The sequence below is a fragment of the Vibrio sp. PID17_43 genome, assembly GCF_002608565.1.
Lineage (GTDB): Bacteria > Pseudomonadota > Gammaproteobacteria > Enterobacterales > Vibrionaceae > Vibrio.
Window position 1 is genome coordinate 242,099 of sequence record NZ_LIXM01000001.1, and the last position, 19,121, is coordinate 261,219.

Consider the following 19,121-nt stretch of genomic DNA (forward strand, 5'->3'; position numbering starts at 1 on the left):
ATTAACAATGAAAGTTAATTGGTTTAGTGCATTATGGGTAACATTTGCACTGATTTTATTGTATTTGGGTTACCTATCATTACACAGTGCATTAACCACAAATGTGATTGAATCTCGGCTGGAGTATTTTTCCTCTCATTCTAACCCTACTCTTAGACCGAATGATGCAAAGTTGGGTGAACTTAACCCGAATATCTCGACGTCCCCTGCTCACGGTTTAAATAGCTTTGTCTTGTTCAACCAATGGCTGTCTTATCTCAATGGTCATGAAGCACACTCTTTAGAGTCTATTTCATTGCTGACCACAAGCACCCATATCAGACCAACATGGTCAAACACGTATGTTGAGCTTGCTAAGTTATCCAACAAATCTGAGTTGGCTCATGAATATCAGCAATTGGCTCTACATTTTGGTCCTTATATGCCATCGAGCCAATTATTGATGATTGATCACACGTTTACAAACTGGCCAGAAAGTGACGTAACACAACAATTAGAAGCCTCGAAGTACCTCGTTACCATCGCACGCATTTGGCGTCATCGACCGGCCCTTAACACGATGATTACCTATTCCGAGGGCAAATTCCGGATGTGTAATCTGCTCGCGTTCAATAATCTGAAGGTTAAGGCTTGTGGATAGAATATCAAAGGTGCCTTTGATCATATTGATCGTGTCCATTTTCGTCTTTGGCGGAGCCTCTGTATTTAAGTCATCGGGTCTGTTCTTTGAACAAATACGTACCATCGAAACCACTATAGGCGGCTCGATTTATCTGCATCTTTGCGCTTCTTTTTTTATGGGTGGGTTTTGCCGTCTAGTGACGAAGAAGAACCTCTTATTCGCGTTACCGCCTACAACACTGGTTGCTTTTGCATTGGTAATGATCGATGAGTTACTTCAATTATTTATTGCTTCACGCGGTTTTTCTTGGATGGACATACTCGCCAATCTGCTCGGCGTGCTTTTGGGGACATATTTTGTCAATATCATTATGAGCGTTTGGGCCTTTATCTTGGAACATCGTCTTATCTTTGAGAAAAACGACAATTAATTCAATCAACGTTCTTTATTTTTTTCGTTCTGTTATAGTCTTTTTATTCAATTACATAGTGCTAATTCCAAGGAAGAACCATGAAGATTTCCTCTGCCATACTGGGTATCGCTTCTCTAACTTTTGCATCAGTCAGCTTCGCATTCGACAGTGACGAGCAACGTGCTGCTATCGATTCGCAACTGGGGGATGCACCCAGTGAGCAAACTTATCAAAATGTATTCCAATCGAATCCGCAGTTAGCACCGAATATTTTACCTATGCTACTTAGTAAAGATGGTGTTAACCCCCAAAGTGCCGTTGAAGCAGCCATGAGAGCGGCACCAGATAAAGCGCAAGAAATTGCGCAAGCAGCACGTAACGCCGGTGTCAGTAACGAAGCCATTACTTCTGGTGCGCTACTAGCTGGTGTCGACCCGACACAAATTGCAGAAGCGACAGCGGCGGGTATTCAAACTGCGTCAGCGGGACCGACTCCTCCTTCACCTCCGGCTGTAGGTGGACAAGGTGGTGGTGGCACTGACGTAGTTTCTCCCAACTAGCCATCTCTCAAGGTTAGCCTTCTAGCAGAAGGTTATTTCTCCATCAAATGTTCACTTTTAGTGGTATTTTTCATTTTATCGCTGATGGCTAACCAAAAATAAATGAATTGGTATTAATAAAGCCCAGCGCATGTTGGGCTTTTTGTCGTATTCTCATCATGAGTTTTTACATGTCTAGGCTAGAGAAATTTTCCTTTTATTCCCTACTTGCACTGATCATCTGGTTACCAATCCCACTCGGTAGCAATAGAGATTGGGCTTGGGCCATTGCAGAAATGTGGATCGCCCTTCAGTCACTCACGCTGCTCATTGCCTACCGTGGTAATCTGCCCTTTACCCATATAAAGCGCTACACATGTTTGCTGTTTGGTCTAGGCCTGTTTCAAGTTTGGGTATTATTGCAAACGCTTCCGCTTCCATGGGAAATACTCAAACTCTTTTCTAGTCAAAGTGTTGAGATATATCAACTCGTTGGTGCGCCTAAAGGATTTATATCCCTTGATTCACGCATGACGCTGACCTCTCTGTTTAAAGGAATGGCATACACATTATTTGCACTCAATGCTATTTTTTTGATCAACTCTAGCCCGCGCATCAAGCAAGTCGTCTTGATGATCGTCATCAGTGGTACTTTACAAGCCTTTTATGCCGCTCTGTTGGTGCTACTCAACATTACTGAAAGCCCTGTGTTTGGTTTGGTCGAAAAAGGCATTGCAACAGGCTCGTTTGTGTACAAAAACCATTTAGCCAATTATCTTATGATGGCACTTTGTATGGGGTTAGGTTTGATTGTGGCTCAACTTCACACTAGCCCTTCACATTCGCGTTTTATGTTTATAAAAAGACTCTTGGAAAGCATTCTCAGCCGGAAAATGTACATACGTTTGTGTCTGGTGATTATGGTTATCGCGTTAGTCATGACCCGTTCTAGAATGGGCAACACCGCCTTTTTTACCGCGACGGCTATTGGCGGAATTATTGCGCTGATTTTCTATAAAAACAAACCACGCGCGTTAACCGTACTCATCGGCAGTGTCATCGCCATCGATACGATTATTGTCGGTGCTTTGTTTGGTCTTGAGAAAGTGAAACAACGCTTAGTAGAAACCTCACTGGCGATAGAATCCCGCGATCAAGTGGTCGTTTGGTCACTCGACATCATTCGTGACTTCCCTTTTACTGGCACTGGTATGGCAAGTTTTTATACGGTTTTCCCTATGTATTCAAGAGCTGACATAGGGTTCTATGACCACGCACATAACGACTACATTCAGTTTATGGTCGAGGCCGGCATTCCAGCCACACTTCTTTTAGCTTTTGTCGTGCTTTACGCGTTTTGGCGCGCCTTTGTAACCATTCGAACGCGGCACAGTAAAACAATGAAGGGGATCGCGTTAGGCTGCATCATGTCGATAATTGGAATGTTGCTCCACATTAGTGTTGACTTTAACCTCCAGCCAATGGCGAATGCCCTCACGTTCATTCTCATTTTATTTCTCGCCAATGCGACCGCAGTATTGCCAGCGACAGGTCAATTGACTACGACACAAGCTAACCAACATCCACTAAAACATACCAAAGGAGCGGAACATGTTTAATCGAATCCTGGTTGTTTGCACCGGAAATATCTGCCGCTCCCCGATTGCAGAAGCCCTCCTAAAAGCAAGTTTACCCAACCACACCATTGAATCGGCGGGGACGGCGGTAGCAGCAAGTCGTTTAAGCAATGCCAGTGCACACGAATATTCACTGCAAGTATGTACAGAAAATGGCTTAGATATCTCTTCCCATGCGGCCCGCCAGCTCAGTCCTGAGATATGTGCGCCATTTGATTTGGTCTTAGTCATGTCGCATGAACAGATCGAAGAAGTGGCGCAACTTTGTCCACGCGCACGATGCAAAACAATGCTATTAGGTCATTGGATTGGTCAAGGGGAGATAGCCGATCCCATCCACCAGCCTAAAGAATCGTTCGCTCATTTATTTAAGACGTTGGTTCGCGCAACTCACTCATGGGTAAAGAAAGTGCGATAGCGTGGTAGTGGGAGCCCAATTTCAGAACGATTATCTTTCTATTGGATTAACCCTTTGGGAAATACTGAGATCACGGCATATTATCTATTCTGATTATAGACGACGATAATTTTCTCATATGTACACAACCGTTTCTTTCTCAGATTAGCGAATACCAATATGAGTAAGTCACATAGAATTATTTGGTTAACATGACTAATAACTACGTATTAGAATAAACAATTGGAATAACCAATTAGTAGTAACTTTCGATTTTTTAAATGTATTTTCGAAAATAATCCATGACTCATTATTTATTATGACAAACATTCAAGAAAAACATTTCAATTCTAAATAAATTCTATACACAATCATACTCCCCTCTAAAAACATGTGGATGCCATATTTTTACCTTTGGTGACAATGTGCTACTTTTAGACTTAAACTCAACTCCCATTAATTTATTCAAGAGATGGTTATGTATCTTAAAACACTTGCGTTACTGTCAATGATGTCATCTGTAGCTCATTTCACTGATGATAAAAGTTACACTATCAAAGAATTTGGCGCTGTCCCGAACGATAATATTGACGATAGCCCAGCATTTAATCATGCTTTTTCTTCTATCGAAGATGGAATCGTCATATTCATTCCTCCCGGAAACTACGACATTTGTAACACTGTATTTCTCCTCCATAAGAAAAACCTCTCTTTAATTGGGTCTAAAGGTACAACTCTTAAAAAATGCAACAATTTCAGTGACGAGTATTTGCTTTACATTAGGAACGGTGATGAGTTATCGATTTCAAACATAAACTTTCATGGCTTATTTAACGGCGGAGACACACCAAACTGGGGGAAGCAAGGGCTTTATCTTGCTAGTACAACCAACAGTACTGTTACATATAATCGTTTTAGTAACTTTGGCGATGCCGCTCTTCGGATCACCACAAGCCCAAGTAAAGACGCCGTCGAATCACGTAATAACGTTGTACTCAACAATCAGTTCTCAAATTGTGCTCAGGTAACCACGACACAAGCGACCAGTAACTCTAACGTTGTTAGCACACACAATATCGTTTTTCAATCGAATAAATTTGATAACTGCACGCTAAAATTATCTGCCAGAAAAGCGACGAAAGGAGCGATGGTCATCGACAATTTTTTTAGCAATATTAGCGGAACAGCAATTGAAGCAAGTTACTACAGTGATATCGTTATTGCTGATAATCAATTCAACGATATCCTCGGTTTTTTGATCAACGTTTACCCGAATAGCCGCGCTGAAGGGCACGTTGCATGGGGTAATATCGCGATAACAAATAACGATTTTAACCGTTCTACATTAGGAATCAGACTACAAAGTTTTTCGGCTACCGAGACGCCAACCCAACCGATTCAAAATTTAATGATAAGTAATAATAGATTTGACGAAATCACTTGTGAAGGCACAAACAACACCAACTACAAGAAACTGATAAGAACCTATAGCCAAAATCCAACATTGTCTTTTGAAAATGTTTTTATCAGCAATAATAGCTTAATTTCGAATGAAGGATGTGATTACTTGGGTATCGATGCTAGGGATAGAAACGTCGTCATTGATTAAGCTTGGAGAAAAAAATAAGACCTATAAAGTCAAGGTCTTATTTATTTTACCCATTAAGCATACTATAGAGCGCCTTTAAAGAGTTTTAACTGAAAATCAACTCGCTCCCCTGAAACCGTTTCAAAGAACTGAGGAGTGACAACGTATTCACCATCTGGGTATGTTGCGTCAAGCCAAAATCCTCGAACAATTTGTTCAGTAGAATTCGGTGCAATAATGCGAGTGACACGTGCGTGAACGGGAATGTCAAAAGCATTTGCGGCTACAGCATTTACCCAAAACTCCACTTCGATTGGTTGAGAGCTAGTATTCTGTATATCCATGGATATTAACGCATAGCCACCTTCAGAGCCAAAATTATCGGCGCTTAAAAGTTTTGATTGAATGGTTAGACCACTAATTCTTTTACCTCCATCCGTATCAACACCTTTTGTGAACTGTACTGATTGTTTAAAAGGAGCTCCGGTATCAATATTAACACCTTCAACACTCACCTCGTAAATACCATCACTCATGTAATCACGAACCCAAATTCCACGTTTGAAATTGAGACGAGTCCCCTCTTCAACATCATCCACTTGAAATTCAGAACTATTAGCACTTACGACAGACTTAGCTGGAAATGATAGCCCTTGCGGACCCGTGACAGATACCCAATATTTAATATTCGCATCAATCTCTCCAACATTCTCCATGCCAATTGATGCAGACACATAACCACCAGTATTATCGACCTGTTCTTTAGAAAGCTCTATTGAAATATCTAACGCAAAAGCACTTTCTGACGTTGGTGTTTCAGTTGCATTCGTAACAAAAGGTGATATGGATAGTAAAAAAGCAGAAAAATAAGAACCAAACCTAATATTCATTGTAACTCCAAGTTTTACATAAACAAATAAATGGTAATGTAAGCGTAAATTTTGATAATTTAATCATTATCACCGTAGGAGGTTATAATAACACATCACTCTCACTGTTCATGATTTACTTCAATCAAATTAATACTTACTTATTTATGGTATACTAGCTTTATCAAATAACACAAAAAGTTTGGTATACATCCACAACATTCTCTTTTTTGAGAAGATTTCCATGACTTTATTTTGCGATTATACAAAATTAGCTTAACTAAGTGACAATTGACAATAAAAACATTAAGATTTAATTATCAAATTAATACTAATTCCTTTAACCATCTTAAATAAGAATAAACTTTAGTTTATTCTTCAATTCAATAAACCTCCCTACTTTTATTAATCACTTTTTAAAAACGATAATACCTAAGTACGATATCTTCAGCTCTTAAACATGTATGCTTTGAATTAACTTATGGTCATGTCGTGTGAGCAAATTGAAGTAGCTATGCCACGGTCACCACACTCCAGCTTTGTTTAGTGCAGTGGATTATCATACCCATACCTCTCTTTGACATCGCTTGTGTGGCTTATTATCCACAGCACATCATTTTGAGAGAATAACCTGTCATTCTCAATGTGGTGGCTGGCTTCGAATCGTAGTGCTACAAATATCTGACACACAACTTTCATGCTTTGTATTGGATGGCGCTTTGTCACTTCAGAAAACGCTTAAGCATCATTCGTATTGCCACTGAGTGCTTGCATGTAAACAGGCTGCCTCCGCGACCTCCTATTTGAGGATTTAGTAGGACTATTCGTATCAAGAACTCGATAATTCGTAATCGATAGCCGAATACCCGCAAGACGCTCGGCTATCAATACCCAAGACAACTGGCGATATTCTAAACAAATAGAATATGTTACCTCTTTTACTCGATTTATAGCCTCTTCAAAACACAAAAAGTGGTAAACTCACAGTATGATTTCAGCAAACTTGTGTATGTGACTAATGCGTCACTCACAAGTTGCAGCTATTACCCTGATTTTGATACGACATATTAGTGCGCTTTGGGATACCCCAAAGATTAAAACTCGTTTCAAATTGATAACAAAAGGTTTATTTTTCAAATGATTAACAACTCTATCCAGTGGTTCCCTGGTCACCCTCATTAAAATCCCACAACTTACCAAGAAATCCACATTAGCTATTAATATCATAAACTTAGTCAGAACTTCAATTCCATAGCGTCCCACCAAATATCACTAAAAACCATAACTTTGGTACCCCACCTGATACCCCACCGGGTACCCCACCAAATCAATTTGCTATACAATACTCTTCAAGTAATCACCTCAAAGATCAATGGCCATGGCAAAACGAATCACTGATGCAACGATCAAAGCCCTCGAGATAAGAGATAAAGAATATACGTTCACCGTCGACGAAAACTTACAGTTACGTTTGCGCCCCAAGCGATCTAGTAAAGGCAAAGGTACTAAGGCTTGGCAATTTAAGTACCGTCACCCTGTAACTCGAAAGATAACCAAAATTTCAATGGGTACCTATCCTTCACTTCGACTTGCTGCGGCGAAACTCGAAGCAGCCGAATACCGCAAACAAATGGCAGAAGGTATCGATCCAAAACGTTCCAGAGAAAATAAAAAAATCGAAGAATTACAAAAGCACAACGATAATTTTCTCACAGTCGCAACGATGTGGTTTGAGAGGAAACGTAAGTCAGTCAGCCCTGATCACGCTAAGCGAATCTGGCGAACACTTGAAAAATACGTATTTGATAACTTAGGGTCCCTTCCGGTAAGTGCTATTACTCGACGTGATGCAATTGAAATTCTACGTCCTCTAGAAAAAGTTGGGAAACTATCCACTATTAAAAGAATTTGTCAAAGCCTAAACCAAATCATGGAGTACGCGGTGGCTAGTGATGTGATTCGCGCTAACCCACTAACCAAGATGATCGATTCATTTGAGAAACATAAAGTTAAAAATATGCCGACTATACACCCCGAACTACTAGGTGAGCTAATGACTCGATTGTTTCAGAATGAAAACCTCCAAGATAAGACCAAACTGCTCATACTATGGCAGTTGCACACGATTTGCCGCCCAAAAGAAGCGGTGAGAACACGCTGGAAAGACATCAATGAAAAACATCAATGCTGGACTATACCTGCCGAAGAGATGAAAGGAAGACGAATACACAGGGTTCCTCTGACCAAACAGGCAATGAATATTCTTGAGCAGATCAAGGCACAAAGCAAAGGCAAAGAATTTGTTTTTCCAAATCAACGAGATCCTGATAACCATATGTGCTCCTCCACTGCTAATGCTGCTTTAAAACGGAGTTTAGGCTATAAAGGTGTACTCGTTTCACATGGTTTAAGAGCGATAGCTTCCACTGTATTGCATGAGCAAGGGTTCGATACACTGCACATAGAAGCTTGTTTAGCACATAAGGATGAAAATATGACTAGAGCAAGCTACAATCGTTCAGACTTCTTCGAGCAAAGAAAAGAAATCATGTGCTGGTGGAGTGAGTATATTGAAAAAGCTTATAAAGTGGGTGGAGACTCAAATAGGTAGATGTGTGTTAACACCCACAGATATTATCGAGTGAGATCGATTTCGAGTCTTTCCCCCACGAACCAACACTCTTCATCTCCAATAGGTTCGATAACCAGCCCCAAGTGATAGTTTTGATTAAAAAAACTCGGCTTGCGTCTTACGATCTGTTCCACTAAACAAAGCACCAAGATTTAGATGACTATGATACCAACCAAAAAAAATTTATTATTTGTTGTTTGTATTCGAGCCGCATCCCTAGCTGCGAGCCCCATGGACAAAGAAACACTGGTTGCATCAAAGTCACAGCTTGGAACTGCTTCGGTAACTTTGACGGCAATGATAAGGCAACAGGTCATGCCCTCGCGCGACTGTTTTGATAGTCGTACCCCAAACCTTTACCTAGGAGCGAAAACTCGCGCGTGATGAGTTAAAATTAAAGATATCGAAGCGCAAGCGTATCATGTTGACAATTTATTACGCTATTATACTGCCCAAAGTGTAACTAGTTTAATATAACAATAGAGGGGGGAAGATGGATTTTGGTGATTGGATAGATGCTCACCCACTTCTTGCCGCTCTTTCGGCTTGGGGAATTGGAGGTTTGGTAGGTCTAGTAATAGGTCTGATCATTTTTTTATGAGTATACAAATAATGGGATTGGCTATCCGTACGTAAGTGCCCCACCATTTTACTAGCAATACAGCTAATGGGTCTAAAATGCGAACAGACCATATCATATAATGGTCTGTTCGCTTTTTATCCCAGGGAGCATAGTTTAACAATGACCTTTCATTGACGCTCATTATCATATAACTAGAAGCACACAGAGCTGGAAGTGCACGCCATGAAGGTTCTGGACATTTGTGTGTCAGTGAGTTTACTAAATTAGCTATTCACGGATAACTTTTGGTATAACAAAAGGCAGAACGGCACCGTTTCATAAAGTGTCATCCGTGAACGCAAATGGACAATTCCTTTCACGCCAGTGTCAAGCTATCAGAACAACCTTATGCGAAATGTGTGATAGAGTATGCAAACAAAAAGCTTTTTTCCTTCGCACCACAGTGCGGTTTTGAGCCGATATATCCTGCCCTTTATTAAAGCTTACTGAGTGAATGCTTGATAACTCATCTATTACTCTTCTATTCTTCTATATATTGGATTGAGTTCGTTATTGACAGTTTCACGTCAACATTAGGCTTACGGAGGATGTAATGGAAGCAATTACGCTGGCAATCATGGGAGCGCTGGGCAAATTAAGTGAGCAAGCAATCAATGACGCGTACACCTCACTGAAGTCATTGCTGTGTAAAAAGTTTGGCGATACCAGTGAGATTTCGGTGGCCGTTGAAGCGTTGGAAAAAGAACCTGACTCCGCGGCTAGGAAAGCTGTGCTTAATGAACAAGCTAAGATGCTGAATTTAGAGCACGATGCGGACGTTCAGCAGGCAATATCAGCCTTAACTCAAAGAACCCAAATCAGCGTCTCTGTTAGCGGCAACGCTACCGTACAGGGTGTTGTCGGCGGGGAAGTGAATGTTGACAAAATGTGTTTTGGCTCACCAAAAAAGAGCTAAGCCATGTCCAGAAAAGAGCCTCCTAGTGTTCAAACTCAAATAGACGGTGGTAACGTCCAGGGCATTATTGGTGGTGAGGTCAATGTTCAGCAGCTCATCATATATAACTACGCTTCCGCTAAGCCCAAAGAAGAAAAAGGCTTGCGATGCGATAAAATTCCTGACAATCCATACAAAGGATTAGCCCATTTTGGGCCAACTGATTCTGCGTTGTTTTTTGGGCGAGAGACTACCATCAGTCACTTAGTGGATGCGGTTCAGCACAATAGCTTTGTGGCGTTATCTGGGTATTCCGGTAGCGGAAAGTCATCGGTTGTGCTGGCAGGCCTTGCTCCTAGGCTAAATACGAGCGGGGAATGGATTTTCACCTATTTTCGTGTATCTGACAGTACCGAAAAAGACCCTTGTCTAGCTTTAGCACAGGCCTTGCTGCCCCTTTATGCCCCCGTGCTCAATAAAACCGAACAGCTAATTCAGCGTAGAAAACTGGGAGCAGCCTTAAGGGAACGTGACATTTCAATCACAGATGTCTTAGACACCATCAGACGCAATCATCCAAATAAGCGCGTATTGTTAATCGCTGACCAGTTTGAGGAGCTATATACCTCAAATATTAATTTGGCAGCACAAAGGCAGTTTATTGACCTGCTACTGACCGCAACCAGCACCGCCGACCATGTATTGTCACTGGTCATTACCATCCGTGCCGATTTTTTAGGCGTCGCAGCGCTACACCGCCCTCTTGCCGACGCAATAAATACCAGCTCTTACATTCTTGGTTCCATGTCAGTCGGTGAGCTTCGAGAAGTCATTGAAAAGCCCGCCGAGACTCAAGGTGTTCATTTTCAGGATGGATTGGTTGAAACGATTCTTGATGATGTTGGAGAAGACCCCGGCAACCTGCCACTACTTGAGTTTTCTCTAAGCCTACTTTGGCAAGGTCAAATGGACAAACAGTTGACCTTAGCGACTTATCAAGAGATTGGTCGCGTAGCTGGTGCGCTTACCCATCATGCGGATTCTATTTATGAACATTTAGCCGATGAGGAAAAAGAGCAGGCTCGCGAAATATTTAAGCAGCTCGTGAAACTGGGCTTGGGTACAGAGGATACTCGGCGCGTAGCTATCAAAGAGAACTTTGATGAGTTGTGGCCAACAGTTCAGAAACTCGCGGATGAGAAGCATCGTCTGGTTGTGATTAACACCACGACTCAAGAGACACAAACCGCGGAAGTGATACATGAGGCACTCATTAAGCACTGGGGGCGACTCAAGCAATGGGTCGATGAAGACCGCCAGTTTCTTATGTGGAAAGACAGTTTTAGAGTTCTGTTGAGTCAGTGGGAAAACCACCATCGTCAAGAATCCGAACTGCTGAGAGGGGGAGCTCTGAGCCAAGCAGAGGAGTGGCAAAAGCAACGAGCAGCTTCTTTTAGCGCCTCTGAAATTGAATTTATTGAGTCAAGCACAAAGGCAAGGGACGTCCTTGCAAAAGAAGAGGAAGTTCGTCGGCAAAAATCGCTCAGGCAAGCCAAAGCGGTAACGATACGAAATAAAGTTATTGCCATCATCGCGGTTGTGACAGTCGTTGTGACATCAGCGATTGGCTGGCAACTCTATGAAGCAAATACGGTAGCTGTCGATGAAAAAAATAATGCGTTGCGCAATCAATCTCGATACCTTGTAGATTTATCAAGGCAGGCCACGGAATCAGGTGACGCTGTTACTGGTGCGCTTTTAGCACTGGAAGCACTACCTGATAGTAGTGCTGGTGTTCAGCGCCCTTATCTTCATGCCGCTGAATTCAGATTGTACTCCGCTTTACAGGTTTTATTTGAGCACGGCATTCTAAGGGGCCCTAAGGGCCGTACCTCTGGCGAATTTAGCCCCGACGGTACCCGGATAGTCACGGCATCCGACGATGGGAACGTCCGGCTCTGGGACAGTGCCACCGGCGACCCGTTGGCCGTATTAGTCGGACATGATGGTGTTGTGAATTCAGCCCAATTTAGCCCCGACGGCACCCGGATAGTCACGGCATCATTGGATGGGACCGCCCGCCTCTGGGACAGCGCCACCGGCGACCCGTTGGCCGTATTAGTCGGACATGATGGTGTTGTGAATTCAGCCCAATTTAGCCCCGACGGCACCCGGATAGTCACGGCATCCGACGATGGGACCGCCCGCCTCTGGGCCAGTGCCACCGGCGACCCGTTGGCCGTATTAGTCGGACATAATGACAGTGTGATGTCAGCCCAATTTAGCCCCGACGGTACCCGGATAGTCACGGCATCATGGGATGGAAACGCCCGCCTCTGGGACAGTGCCACCGGCGACCCGTTGGCCGTATTAGTCGGACATGATGGTGGTTTAGTGAGTTCAGCCCGATTTAGCCCCGACGGCACCCGGATAGTCACGGCATCATTGGATGGGACCGCCCGCCTCTGGGACAGCGCCACCGGCGACCCGTTGGCCGTATTAGTCGGACATGATAACGGTGTGATGTCAGCCCAATTTAGCCCCGACGGCACCCGGATAGTCACGGCATCCGACGATGGGACCGCCCAGCTCTGGGCCAGTGCCACCGGCGACCCGTTGGCCGTATTAGTCGGACATGATGACAGTGTGATGTCAGCCCAATTTAGCCCCGACGGTACCCGGATAGTCACGGCATCATTGGATGGAAACGCCCGCCTCTGGGACAGTGCCACCGGCGACCCGTTGGCCGTATTAGTCGGACATGATAACGGTGTGATGTCAGCCCAATTTAGCCCCGACGGTACCCGAATAGTCACGGCATCATGGGATGGGACCGCCCGCCTCTGGGGCCGCGCCACACTTGACCCGTTGGCCGTATTAGTCGGACATGATGACAGTGTGAACTCAGCCCAATTTAGCCCCGACGGTTCCCGGATAGTTACGGCATCCGACGATGGGACCGCCCGCCTCTGGGACAGCGCCACCGGCGACCCGTTGGCCGTATTAGTCGGACATGATGACAGTGTGATGTCAGCCCAATTTAGCCCCGACGTTCCCCGGATAGTCACGGTATCCTACGATGGGACCGCCCGCCTCTGGGACAGCGCCACCGGCGACCCGTTGGCCGTATTAGTCGGACATGATGGTGTTGTGAATTCAGCCCAATTTAGCCCCGACGGCACCCGGATAGTCACGGCATCCGACGATGGGACCGCCCGCCTCTGGGCCAGTGCCACCGGCGACCCGTTGGCCGTATTAGTCGGACATGATGACAGTGTGATGTCAGCCCAATTTAGCCCCGACGGTACCCGGATAGTCACGGCATCATTGGATGGAAACGCCCGCCTCTGGGACAGTGCCACCGGCGACCCGTTGGCCGTATTAGTCGGACATGATGACAGTGTGATGTCAGCCCAATTTAGCCCCGACGTTCCCCGGATAGTCACGGTATCCGACGATGGGACCGCCCGCCTCTGGGACACTGCCACCGGCGACCCGTTGACCGTATTAGTCGAACATGATAGCGGCGTGATATTATCCCAATTTAGCCCCGATGACACCCGAGTCGTTACGGCATCATGGGATGGAACCGCTCGCATCTGGGACAGCGCCACCGGCGACCCGTTGGCCGTATTAGTCGGACATGATGACAGTGTGATGTCAGCCCAATTTAGCCCCGACGGTACCCGAGTCGTTACGGCATCATGGGATGGGACCGCCCGTCTCTGGGACAGTGCCACCGGTGCCCCGTTGGCCGTATTAGTCGAACGTGATGGCGGCGTGATGTCAGCCCAATTTAGCCCCGATGGCACCCGAGTCGTTACGACATCATGGGATGGGACCGTTCGTGTTTGGGGAGTTTTCAAAGATACGCAAAGTTTGATTGATTATGCCAATAGTATTTTACCTCGTAGGTTAAGCCCAAAACAGCGTATCCAATTTTTCTTGGATTCTGAAGAATGAAAATTCACCAAATTATGTAAGGAATTGATTCCATTGGTATATCCGGTTAAATGCTTACGAATGGATTGATAAACGTAAATATCGCGGCATGAAGAACAAAACAATGAAAACTAAAAATTCTCATGTAGCAAATCAACCAATGGTGAATAACGGCGGTTGATTAATTTTGGGGTACCATAAGTTATCCTACGGATAGTTTTCTCCCAGTGAACTTGCATACTGATGCAGGTCAAAGTTACTGGTTAAAAACTCCGTCTATGCATATTTCTTGGATTTCTGAACACCGCCCCTCTACCGTCAGTCATGAAAAAAAGTATGGTGTTTTCAGTGGCGCGATTTGCTACTGAGCAATTGCGTTAACAAGAAAAGGGGCACTTCGGAGTTACGAAGTGCCATTTGTAACGGTTCTGGACAGAAATAATTTAGGGTCGGTACTCTAAGCCACTAGTTTTGGATAAGCTGAGGTAGGGAAAACGAAGTAGACAACTTGGTTGTTCGAGAGCATTGGCTTCTGGCGCAGTCAGGACATACTATCACCTACTGTTCGGAGAAAGACTGATATGTGTTGACCACTCCCCATCTTACTTGGTGAGGATTACGGTCTACGCCAGGTGAACTGGCGTAGTAAGAACAAGAATCGGTGTATTCCTGTCATTTTCATTCGACACAAATATGTTATTTTTGTTATCGAAAATCCTAGAAGCTTTGCCAACAAGACTTTATCTTAGCCAGTTCCATAAAGAGCCTCGAAGAAAACTGACGGGTGATTTCTTAGTTGCTGTTCGATAATTTGGCGGTGAGCTATAACCATTTCCTTACCATATCCTGTCAACTTTTCTCCAGAATCGGTAAGACTGGCTGAAATATCAGATGCTACAACTCTGTCAGCCAATCCTAGTGCATACAGCTCTGTTGCAAGAGTTTCATTTAATCCAATACGCAAAGACATCTGCAACTGTCTGACCAACTTGCTATGAGATCGATTATCAAACAAATTCTCTAATAAATCAGCACATGCACCAACTATCAACATGGCTTCGTATCCAAGACTGTTGTCACAAATATCCGTGATGTTTTCGATTTTCAAGTTACGTTGCTGGATACCAGCTCTAAACCTGAACCCATCCTTATTCGCTTGCAACAAAATATCGTTATAAGAAACACCTGAACACCACTGCTTGGCAATAGATAGTCCAGCACCTTCACCTATCAACTTACCCAAACTATTACTCATGCCAAGATGTTCTACGACAGACCATAGAAACTCCAGTGCATGCAAGATATCAGACTCTTCATCTAATGATCCGATATTTTCTCTCAACCATTCCTCTAGGTAGTTTAATTCCCGAATTCCCAATAATGCTTTTCCATAGCAAGGACGCTTTTCAGGTTCAACTTGTTTAACTCTATCAGCAACAATTCTGAATGCTTGGGCAAGTTTTTCCTTTTCTTCATCACTAGCAAGGCTAAAAGCAAAAGTCCCACTACAAAGTTCGGATAGTGCCTCGCCCTCAAGCATTTCGTCGCTGCTTAAATTAGCAAGCAAGAAGCTCTCAAGACTTTCCACATAACCTATTCTTTGCTGTATCTGTTTAAGTAGCCCTGAAACATTGTTTCCCTGCCCCTCTAGTTCAATACAACGTTGTTCATATTCATAAGGTTTTTCTAAAAACATCATTGGATCGATGGAGTAATTGCCGTCGAAGAGAGGTTGTACTAGATTCAAAAGGCTACTCGAACAGCTTTCAGAGTTAGAAGGGTCTAATAAGTTATTCATTTGAGACCATTGCCATCGTTTAGTTGTAAGACGTTGGTCAAACAATTCTGTATCTGCGAAGATGATGCTTCCTTCTGTATGCTTGCCAGCCCTACCAGCTCGCCCTAAAAGATTGTGAAAGTCTCTAGTTGATATAAGTTTCTCGCCTTGAAATACTCCCGATACAACAAGATACTTGATCGGAAGGTTAACACCTTGCGCCAATGTTGATGTGCACACAACACAGCGGCCAAGACCGTTTTCCATGGCATATTCCACAGATATTCTCAATCCATTAGGTATATTTGCGCTATGTGGAAGAACTCCTCGCTTTATCGCCTTCGTAACAACTGAACTGCTACCCAAATGCAATTCAGACAACCTGCCGATTTTCTTGATTTCATCTTGATTGCTATACGCGATTGGTGCGTCAAGTTGCTCAATACGATCTAACGGCTTAACTATTTCTCGACAAATCTTTAAAACGGAACTTTTTTGTCCGCAGAAAACTGCTACTGGACCACTTTCTGAGAGTTTGATACCCAAATATGCAGCGATGAGTGATTTATCCTCCTTCGGAGGAAACAACCTTTGTACAGTTTCGTTACCTTTTCTTGGAATCTCGAGTGACTGAATCACTCGTGGCACAAAGAACTCTTCTGTATTGATGTTAAAGGGCTCAACATAGTGAAACTGCCCGCGTCCCGATTTCCAACTAGCGAACGCAATACTCCGTTCAGTGGACAAATACTCCGAACCGTTAACTACAGTTCCATTACCCGCATACAACCAGTCACCAATAGTTTCAGCATTTGATAAAACAGCAGAAATCAAAACATGTTGCGTTTCTCCGCTTAGACCTCGCTTCAAGTTTGTTAGAAGAAGCTCATAAGTAACCCCTCGCCCCCCTGTATCGAATTGATGCCCTTCGTCATAGATAACCAAAGATATCGTTTCTGCTAACTCTGGTTTATGACGTAACAGGTAGACAAGTTTTTCTGGTGTAGCAACAATAATTGTCGGGGTAGTATGATTATCTTTTTGCTCAAATAGTTGCGTAAATAATTCAACGTCAAAATCGTCTATTTGCGGAATGTCATTGAGCTGATTGACTAAAACATCTTCATTAGTAAATGCAACGGATAATGAAGTGCTGATTTCCCTGCACAGAGATCGAAAAGGCGCGATAATGACGGCGACAGATGCTCTTCCAGACAAAAAAGACGAACGGATAATTAGCTCTGCTGATTTAGTCTTCCCCGCGCTTGTTGGAAGCTGAACGACAGCAGACCTACCTCTGAAAACCCCAGCATCTCCAAGTAACCTTTGTGCTGGCCAAAGCTCTTTGGTAAATGTTGGTTTCTTGGAAGCTTCCGACCAAAAGCTCCATTCTAAGCCAGTGTAAGTTGGCAACAGAATTTTTGTTGAGTTACTCAATCTTTTTTGAATAATAGCAGCTAAAACTTGGGCAATAAGTAACTCTCTATCAGAACCATTTTCAAAAAAATATTTCTGGATATTATTAGTTACCGATAAAAAGCGCTTCTTCTCTATATTCTCAATAAATTCGCCATTTTTCTCTGTGTGGAAAAAATGAGTCAATAATGCCACCATTTCCATAAATATTGGTAAATCAGGGATTGGTATGTGCTCTGGATGTTGCTTATATCGGATATCATAACTATGGAAAATAGCTGTACTAGGCTGGTCATGGAAACGGATAACGAGTTCAAGTAGAAACTCGACTCCACTTTGAGTTATTTGAACCCTAGATTGCTCTAGCTTTTTTGATAGGACAGAGGCACTACCAGGCATGTCAGCCAGATAATAAGATGCGACACCTAGCAAGCAAAGGTAGTAGTCATAATCTGTCTGCAACTTCGACCCAATTAAAGCGTCAAAATACCTCGCAACATTTCTGAGCTCAGTTTTTCTTTGTGCATAAATTTCAGCATCTCTCTCAGACGAAAGCTCTTCTCGACACAAATCACCTAATATCCCAATTGTCATTAACAGTAGCTTCGTAGGGGATTCTGCTAAATGAATGTGATGTTCTTCATCTAAGCCGAACTCATACATTTTGGATTTCGACTTGGTGATAGAAAGTAACTTAGAAGATTGATTTTCAAATCTCATTTGCAGCCCTATCGTATAGTGCGTGTGCGAGGGTCATTAACTCACTTCCTTGAATTGCCAGAAGCTCGAGGTCTTGAGCGTATGGGTGTATGGTGGTGTTCGCTTCAGCAAGTACCTCGGGGTCATAAGCACTATCAGAACAAACTGCTGCTGCACCAAACCTCAACTTATAAGGCTGATTAACAGAGTCTTGGAATCTGTTAATCAATCCGACACCTTGTAATTCATTTCGGTCAATCATACGTTGCTTGATACCGTTGAGAGATTCAGCTAAGCGCAAATGATCTTTCGCCGAATGATCAATAGCCTCTTGAAGCATAGATTTTGCTCCATGGCTTAATTTTGCCTTTACTTCATACACTAACAGTTCATCATCACTCGCTCTTCCGACTGCTTGCTTAAAGGCCAAAACATCTGATCCCTTGGTGGATTCGTTAGGTACCCCTTTTCGGTCATAGCGAGTTCTGGGAACAGTATAGTTATGTAGGTAAGTTAAATAATCAGCAACTAAAATTTCCGCAAAGTCTCCAGCACGAATACTGGGCCCAGGGGCAACAGAAGCACTAGGAAATTTCATTGAGAGTAAATAATCTGTAGGAGTCTGCCCTGGAGCTTTGAGCAAATCTATCTGAGCATCATTACAATAGTGATTCCTAAAGTGCTTCGCCCATGCAGTCATCTTTTGTTGGTCACTAACATCATGATGAAAACGAAAAACTTTAACATCCCGGCCACATGTTAATGTTAGATTATTTCCTGTGTCTTGGAGCCACTGCATGTGCTCGTTGGTCCATGGCGTATGCATTTTTCAACCAATTATATATTTAACTGAATTTTAGGAAGAAAGTATCATGTTCTAGATTTAATTTCTGTACACTAGAGCATGTTTTAATAAAGGCTAATTGATACGAGATGGATCTTAACATTACTTTTTCTATGCCAAGTTTGATGCTTTTAACAAAAATAGGGGGCAAGCTCTAAATGATTTTGGGGCAGATCAGAAGTGGACCCCAATGGTTGGACACATAAGCTAATTCCTTAAGTGGTTGATCC

Annotated in this window: 12 protein-coding genes; 9 read left to right on the top strand and 3 right to left on the bottom strand. The window is 43.3% G+C overall.

Features of this window, described 5'->3' with window-relative positions; all coding sequences use genetic code 11:
- Positions 1-7: 7 nt before the first annotated feature.
- The 6 genes from AK965_RS01125 to AK965_RS01150 all read left to right on the top strand — a co-directional run bounded on the left by AK965_RS01125 (position 8) and on the right by AK965_RS01150 (position 5,216).
- Positions 8-640, top strand: coding sequence for a hypothetical protein (locus tag AK965_RS01125; protein ID WP_099077866.1), 633 nt, complete (start codon positions 8-10; stop codon positions 638-640).
- Entirely contained in the window at positions 633-1,052 is a 420-nt protein-coding gene (locus tag AK965_RS01130) for a VanZ family protein (protein ID WP_099077867.1), read from the top strand. The genes AK965_RS01125 and AK965_RS01130 overlap by 8 nt, the downstream gene beginning before the upstream one ends.
- An 80-nt stretch (positions 1,053-1,132) precedes the next feature.
- Positions 1,133-1,594, top strand: a complete 462-nt coding sequence (locus tag AK965_RS01135) for a hypothetical protein (RefSeq protein WP_099077868.1) — start codon at positions 1,133-1,135, stop codon at positions 1,592-1,594.
- Positions 1,595-1,869: 275 nt separating this feature from the next.
- Positions 1,870-3,192 (top strand): O-antigen ligase family protein, encoded by a 1,323-nt coding sequence (locus AK965_RS01140; RefSeq protein WP_367379297.1) that lies wholly within the window; start codon positions 1,870-1,872, stop codon positions 3,190-3,192.
- Positions 3,185-3,628 (top strand): low molecular weight protein-tyrosine-phosphatase, encoded by a 444-nt coding sequence (locus tag AK965_RS01145; protein ID WP_099077870.1) that lies wholly within the window; start codon positions 3,185-3,187, stop codon positions 3,626-3,628. The genes AK965_RS01140 and AK965_RS01145 overlap by 8 nt, the downstream gene beginning before the upstream one ends.
- Before the next feature lie 457 nt (positions 3,629-4,085).
- Entirely contained in the window at positions 4,086-5,216 is a 1,131-nt protein-coding gene (locus AK965_RS01150; RefSeq protein WP_172438031.1) for a glycosyl hydrolase family 28-related protein, read from the top strand.
- 62 nt (positions 5,217-5,278) lie between these two features.
- On the opposite strand, the gene AK965_RS01155 is transcribed toward AK965_RS01150, so the two are convergent.
- Positions 5,279-6,085 (bottom strand): RbmA protein, encoded by an 807-nt coding sequence (locus tag AK965_RS01155; protein ID WP_099077872.1) that lies wholly within the window; start codon positions 6,083-6,085, stop codon positions 5,279-5,281.
- Between the two features lie 1,357 nt (positions 6,086-7,442).
- Here AK965_RS01155 and AK965_RS01160 point away from each other — a divergent pair.
- The 3 genes from AK965_RS01160 (at position 7,443) to AK965_RS01170 (ending at position 14,176) form a co-directional block, all read left to right on the top strand.
- Entirely contained in the window at positions 7,443-8,675 is a 1,233-nt protein-coding gene (locus AK965_RS01160; protein ID WP_099077873.1) for a tyrosine-type recombinase/integrase, read from the top strand.
- A gap of 1,196 nt (positions 8,676-9,871) precedes the next feature.
- The gene (locus AK965_RS01165; protein ID WP_099077874.1) at positions 9,872-10,234 is read left to right on the top strand and encodes a hypothetical protein; all 363 of its coding nucleotides are present in this window, start codon (positions 9,872-9,874) and stop codon (positions 10,232-10,234) included.
- A gap of 3 nt (positions 10,235-10,237) precedes the next feature.
- Positions 10,238-14,176 carry a WD40 repeat domain-containing protein gene (locus AK965_RS01170; RefSeq protein ID WP_099077875.1) on the top strand — a complete coding sequence of 1,313 codons (3,939 nt, stop codon included), beginning with the start codon at positions 10,238-10,240 and terminating at the stop codon, positions 14,174-14,176.
- A 724-nt stretch (positions 14,177-14,900) separates the two neighbouring features.
- On the opposite strand, the gene AK965_RS01175 is transcribed toward AK965_RS01170, so the two are convergent.
- Positions 14,901-18,068 (bottom strand): DEAD/DEAH box helicase, encoded by a 3,168-nt coding sequence (locus AK965_RS01175; RefSeq protein WP_099077876.1) that lies wholly within the window; start codon positions 18,066-18,068, stop codon positions 14,901-14,903.
- On the bottom strand, positions 18,058-18,846 hold the full coding sequence (locus AK965_RS01180) for a Hachiman antiphage defense system protein HamA (protein ID WP_253252641.1): 789 nt from the start codon (positions 18,844-18,846) through the stop codon (positions 18,058-18,060). Before AK965_RS01180 ends, AK965_RS01175 begins: the two co-directional genes overlap by 11 nt.
- Positions 18,847-19,121 lie beyond the last annotated feature (275 nt).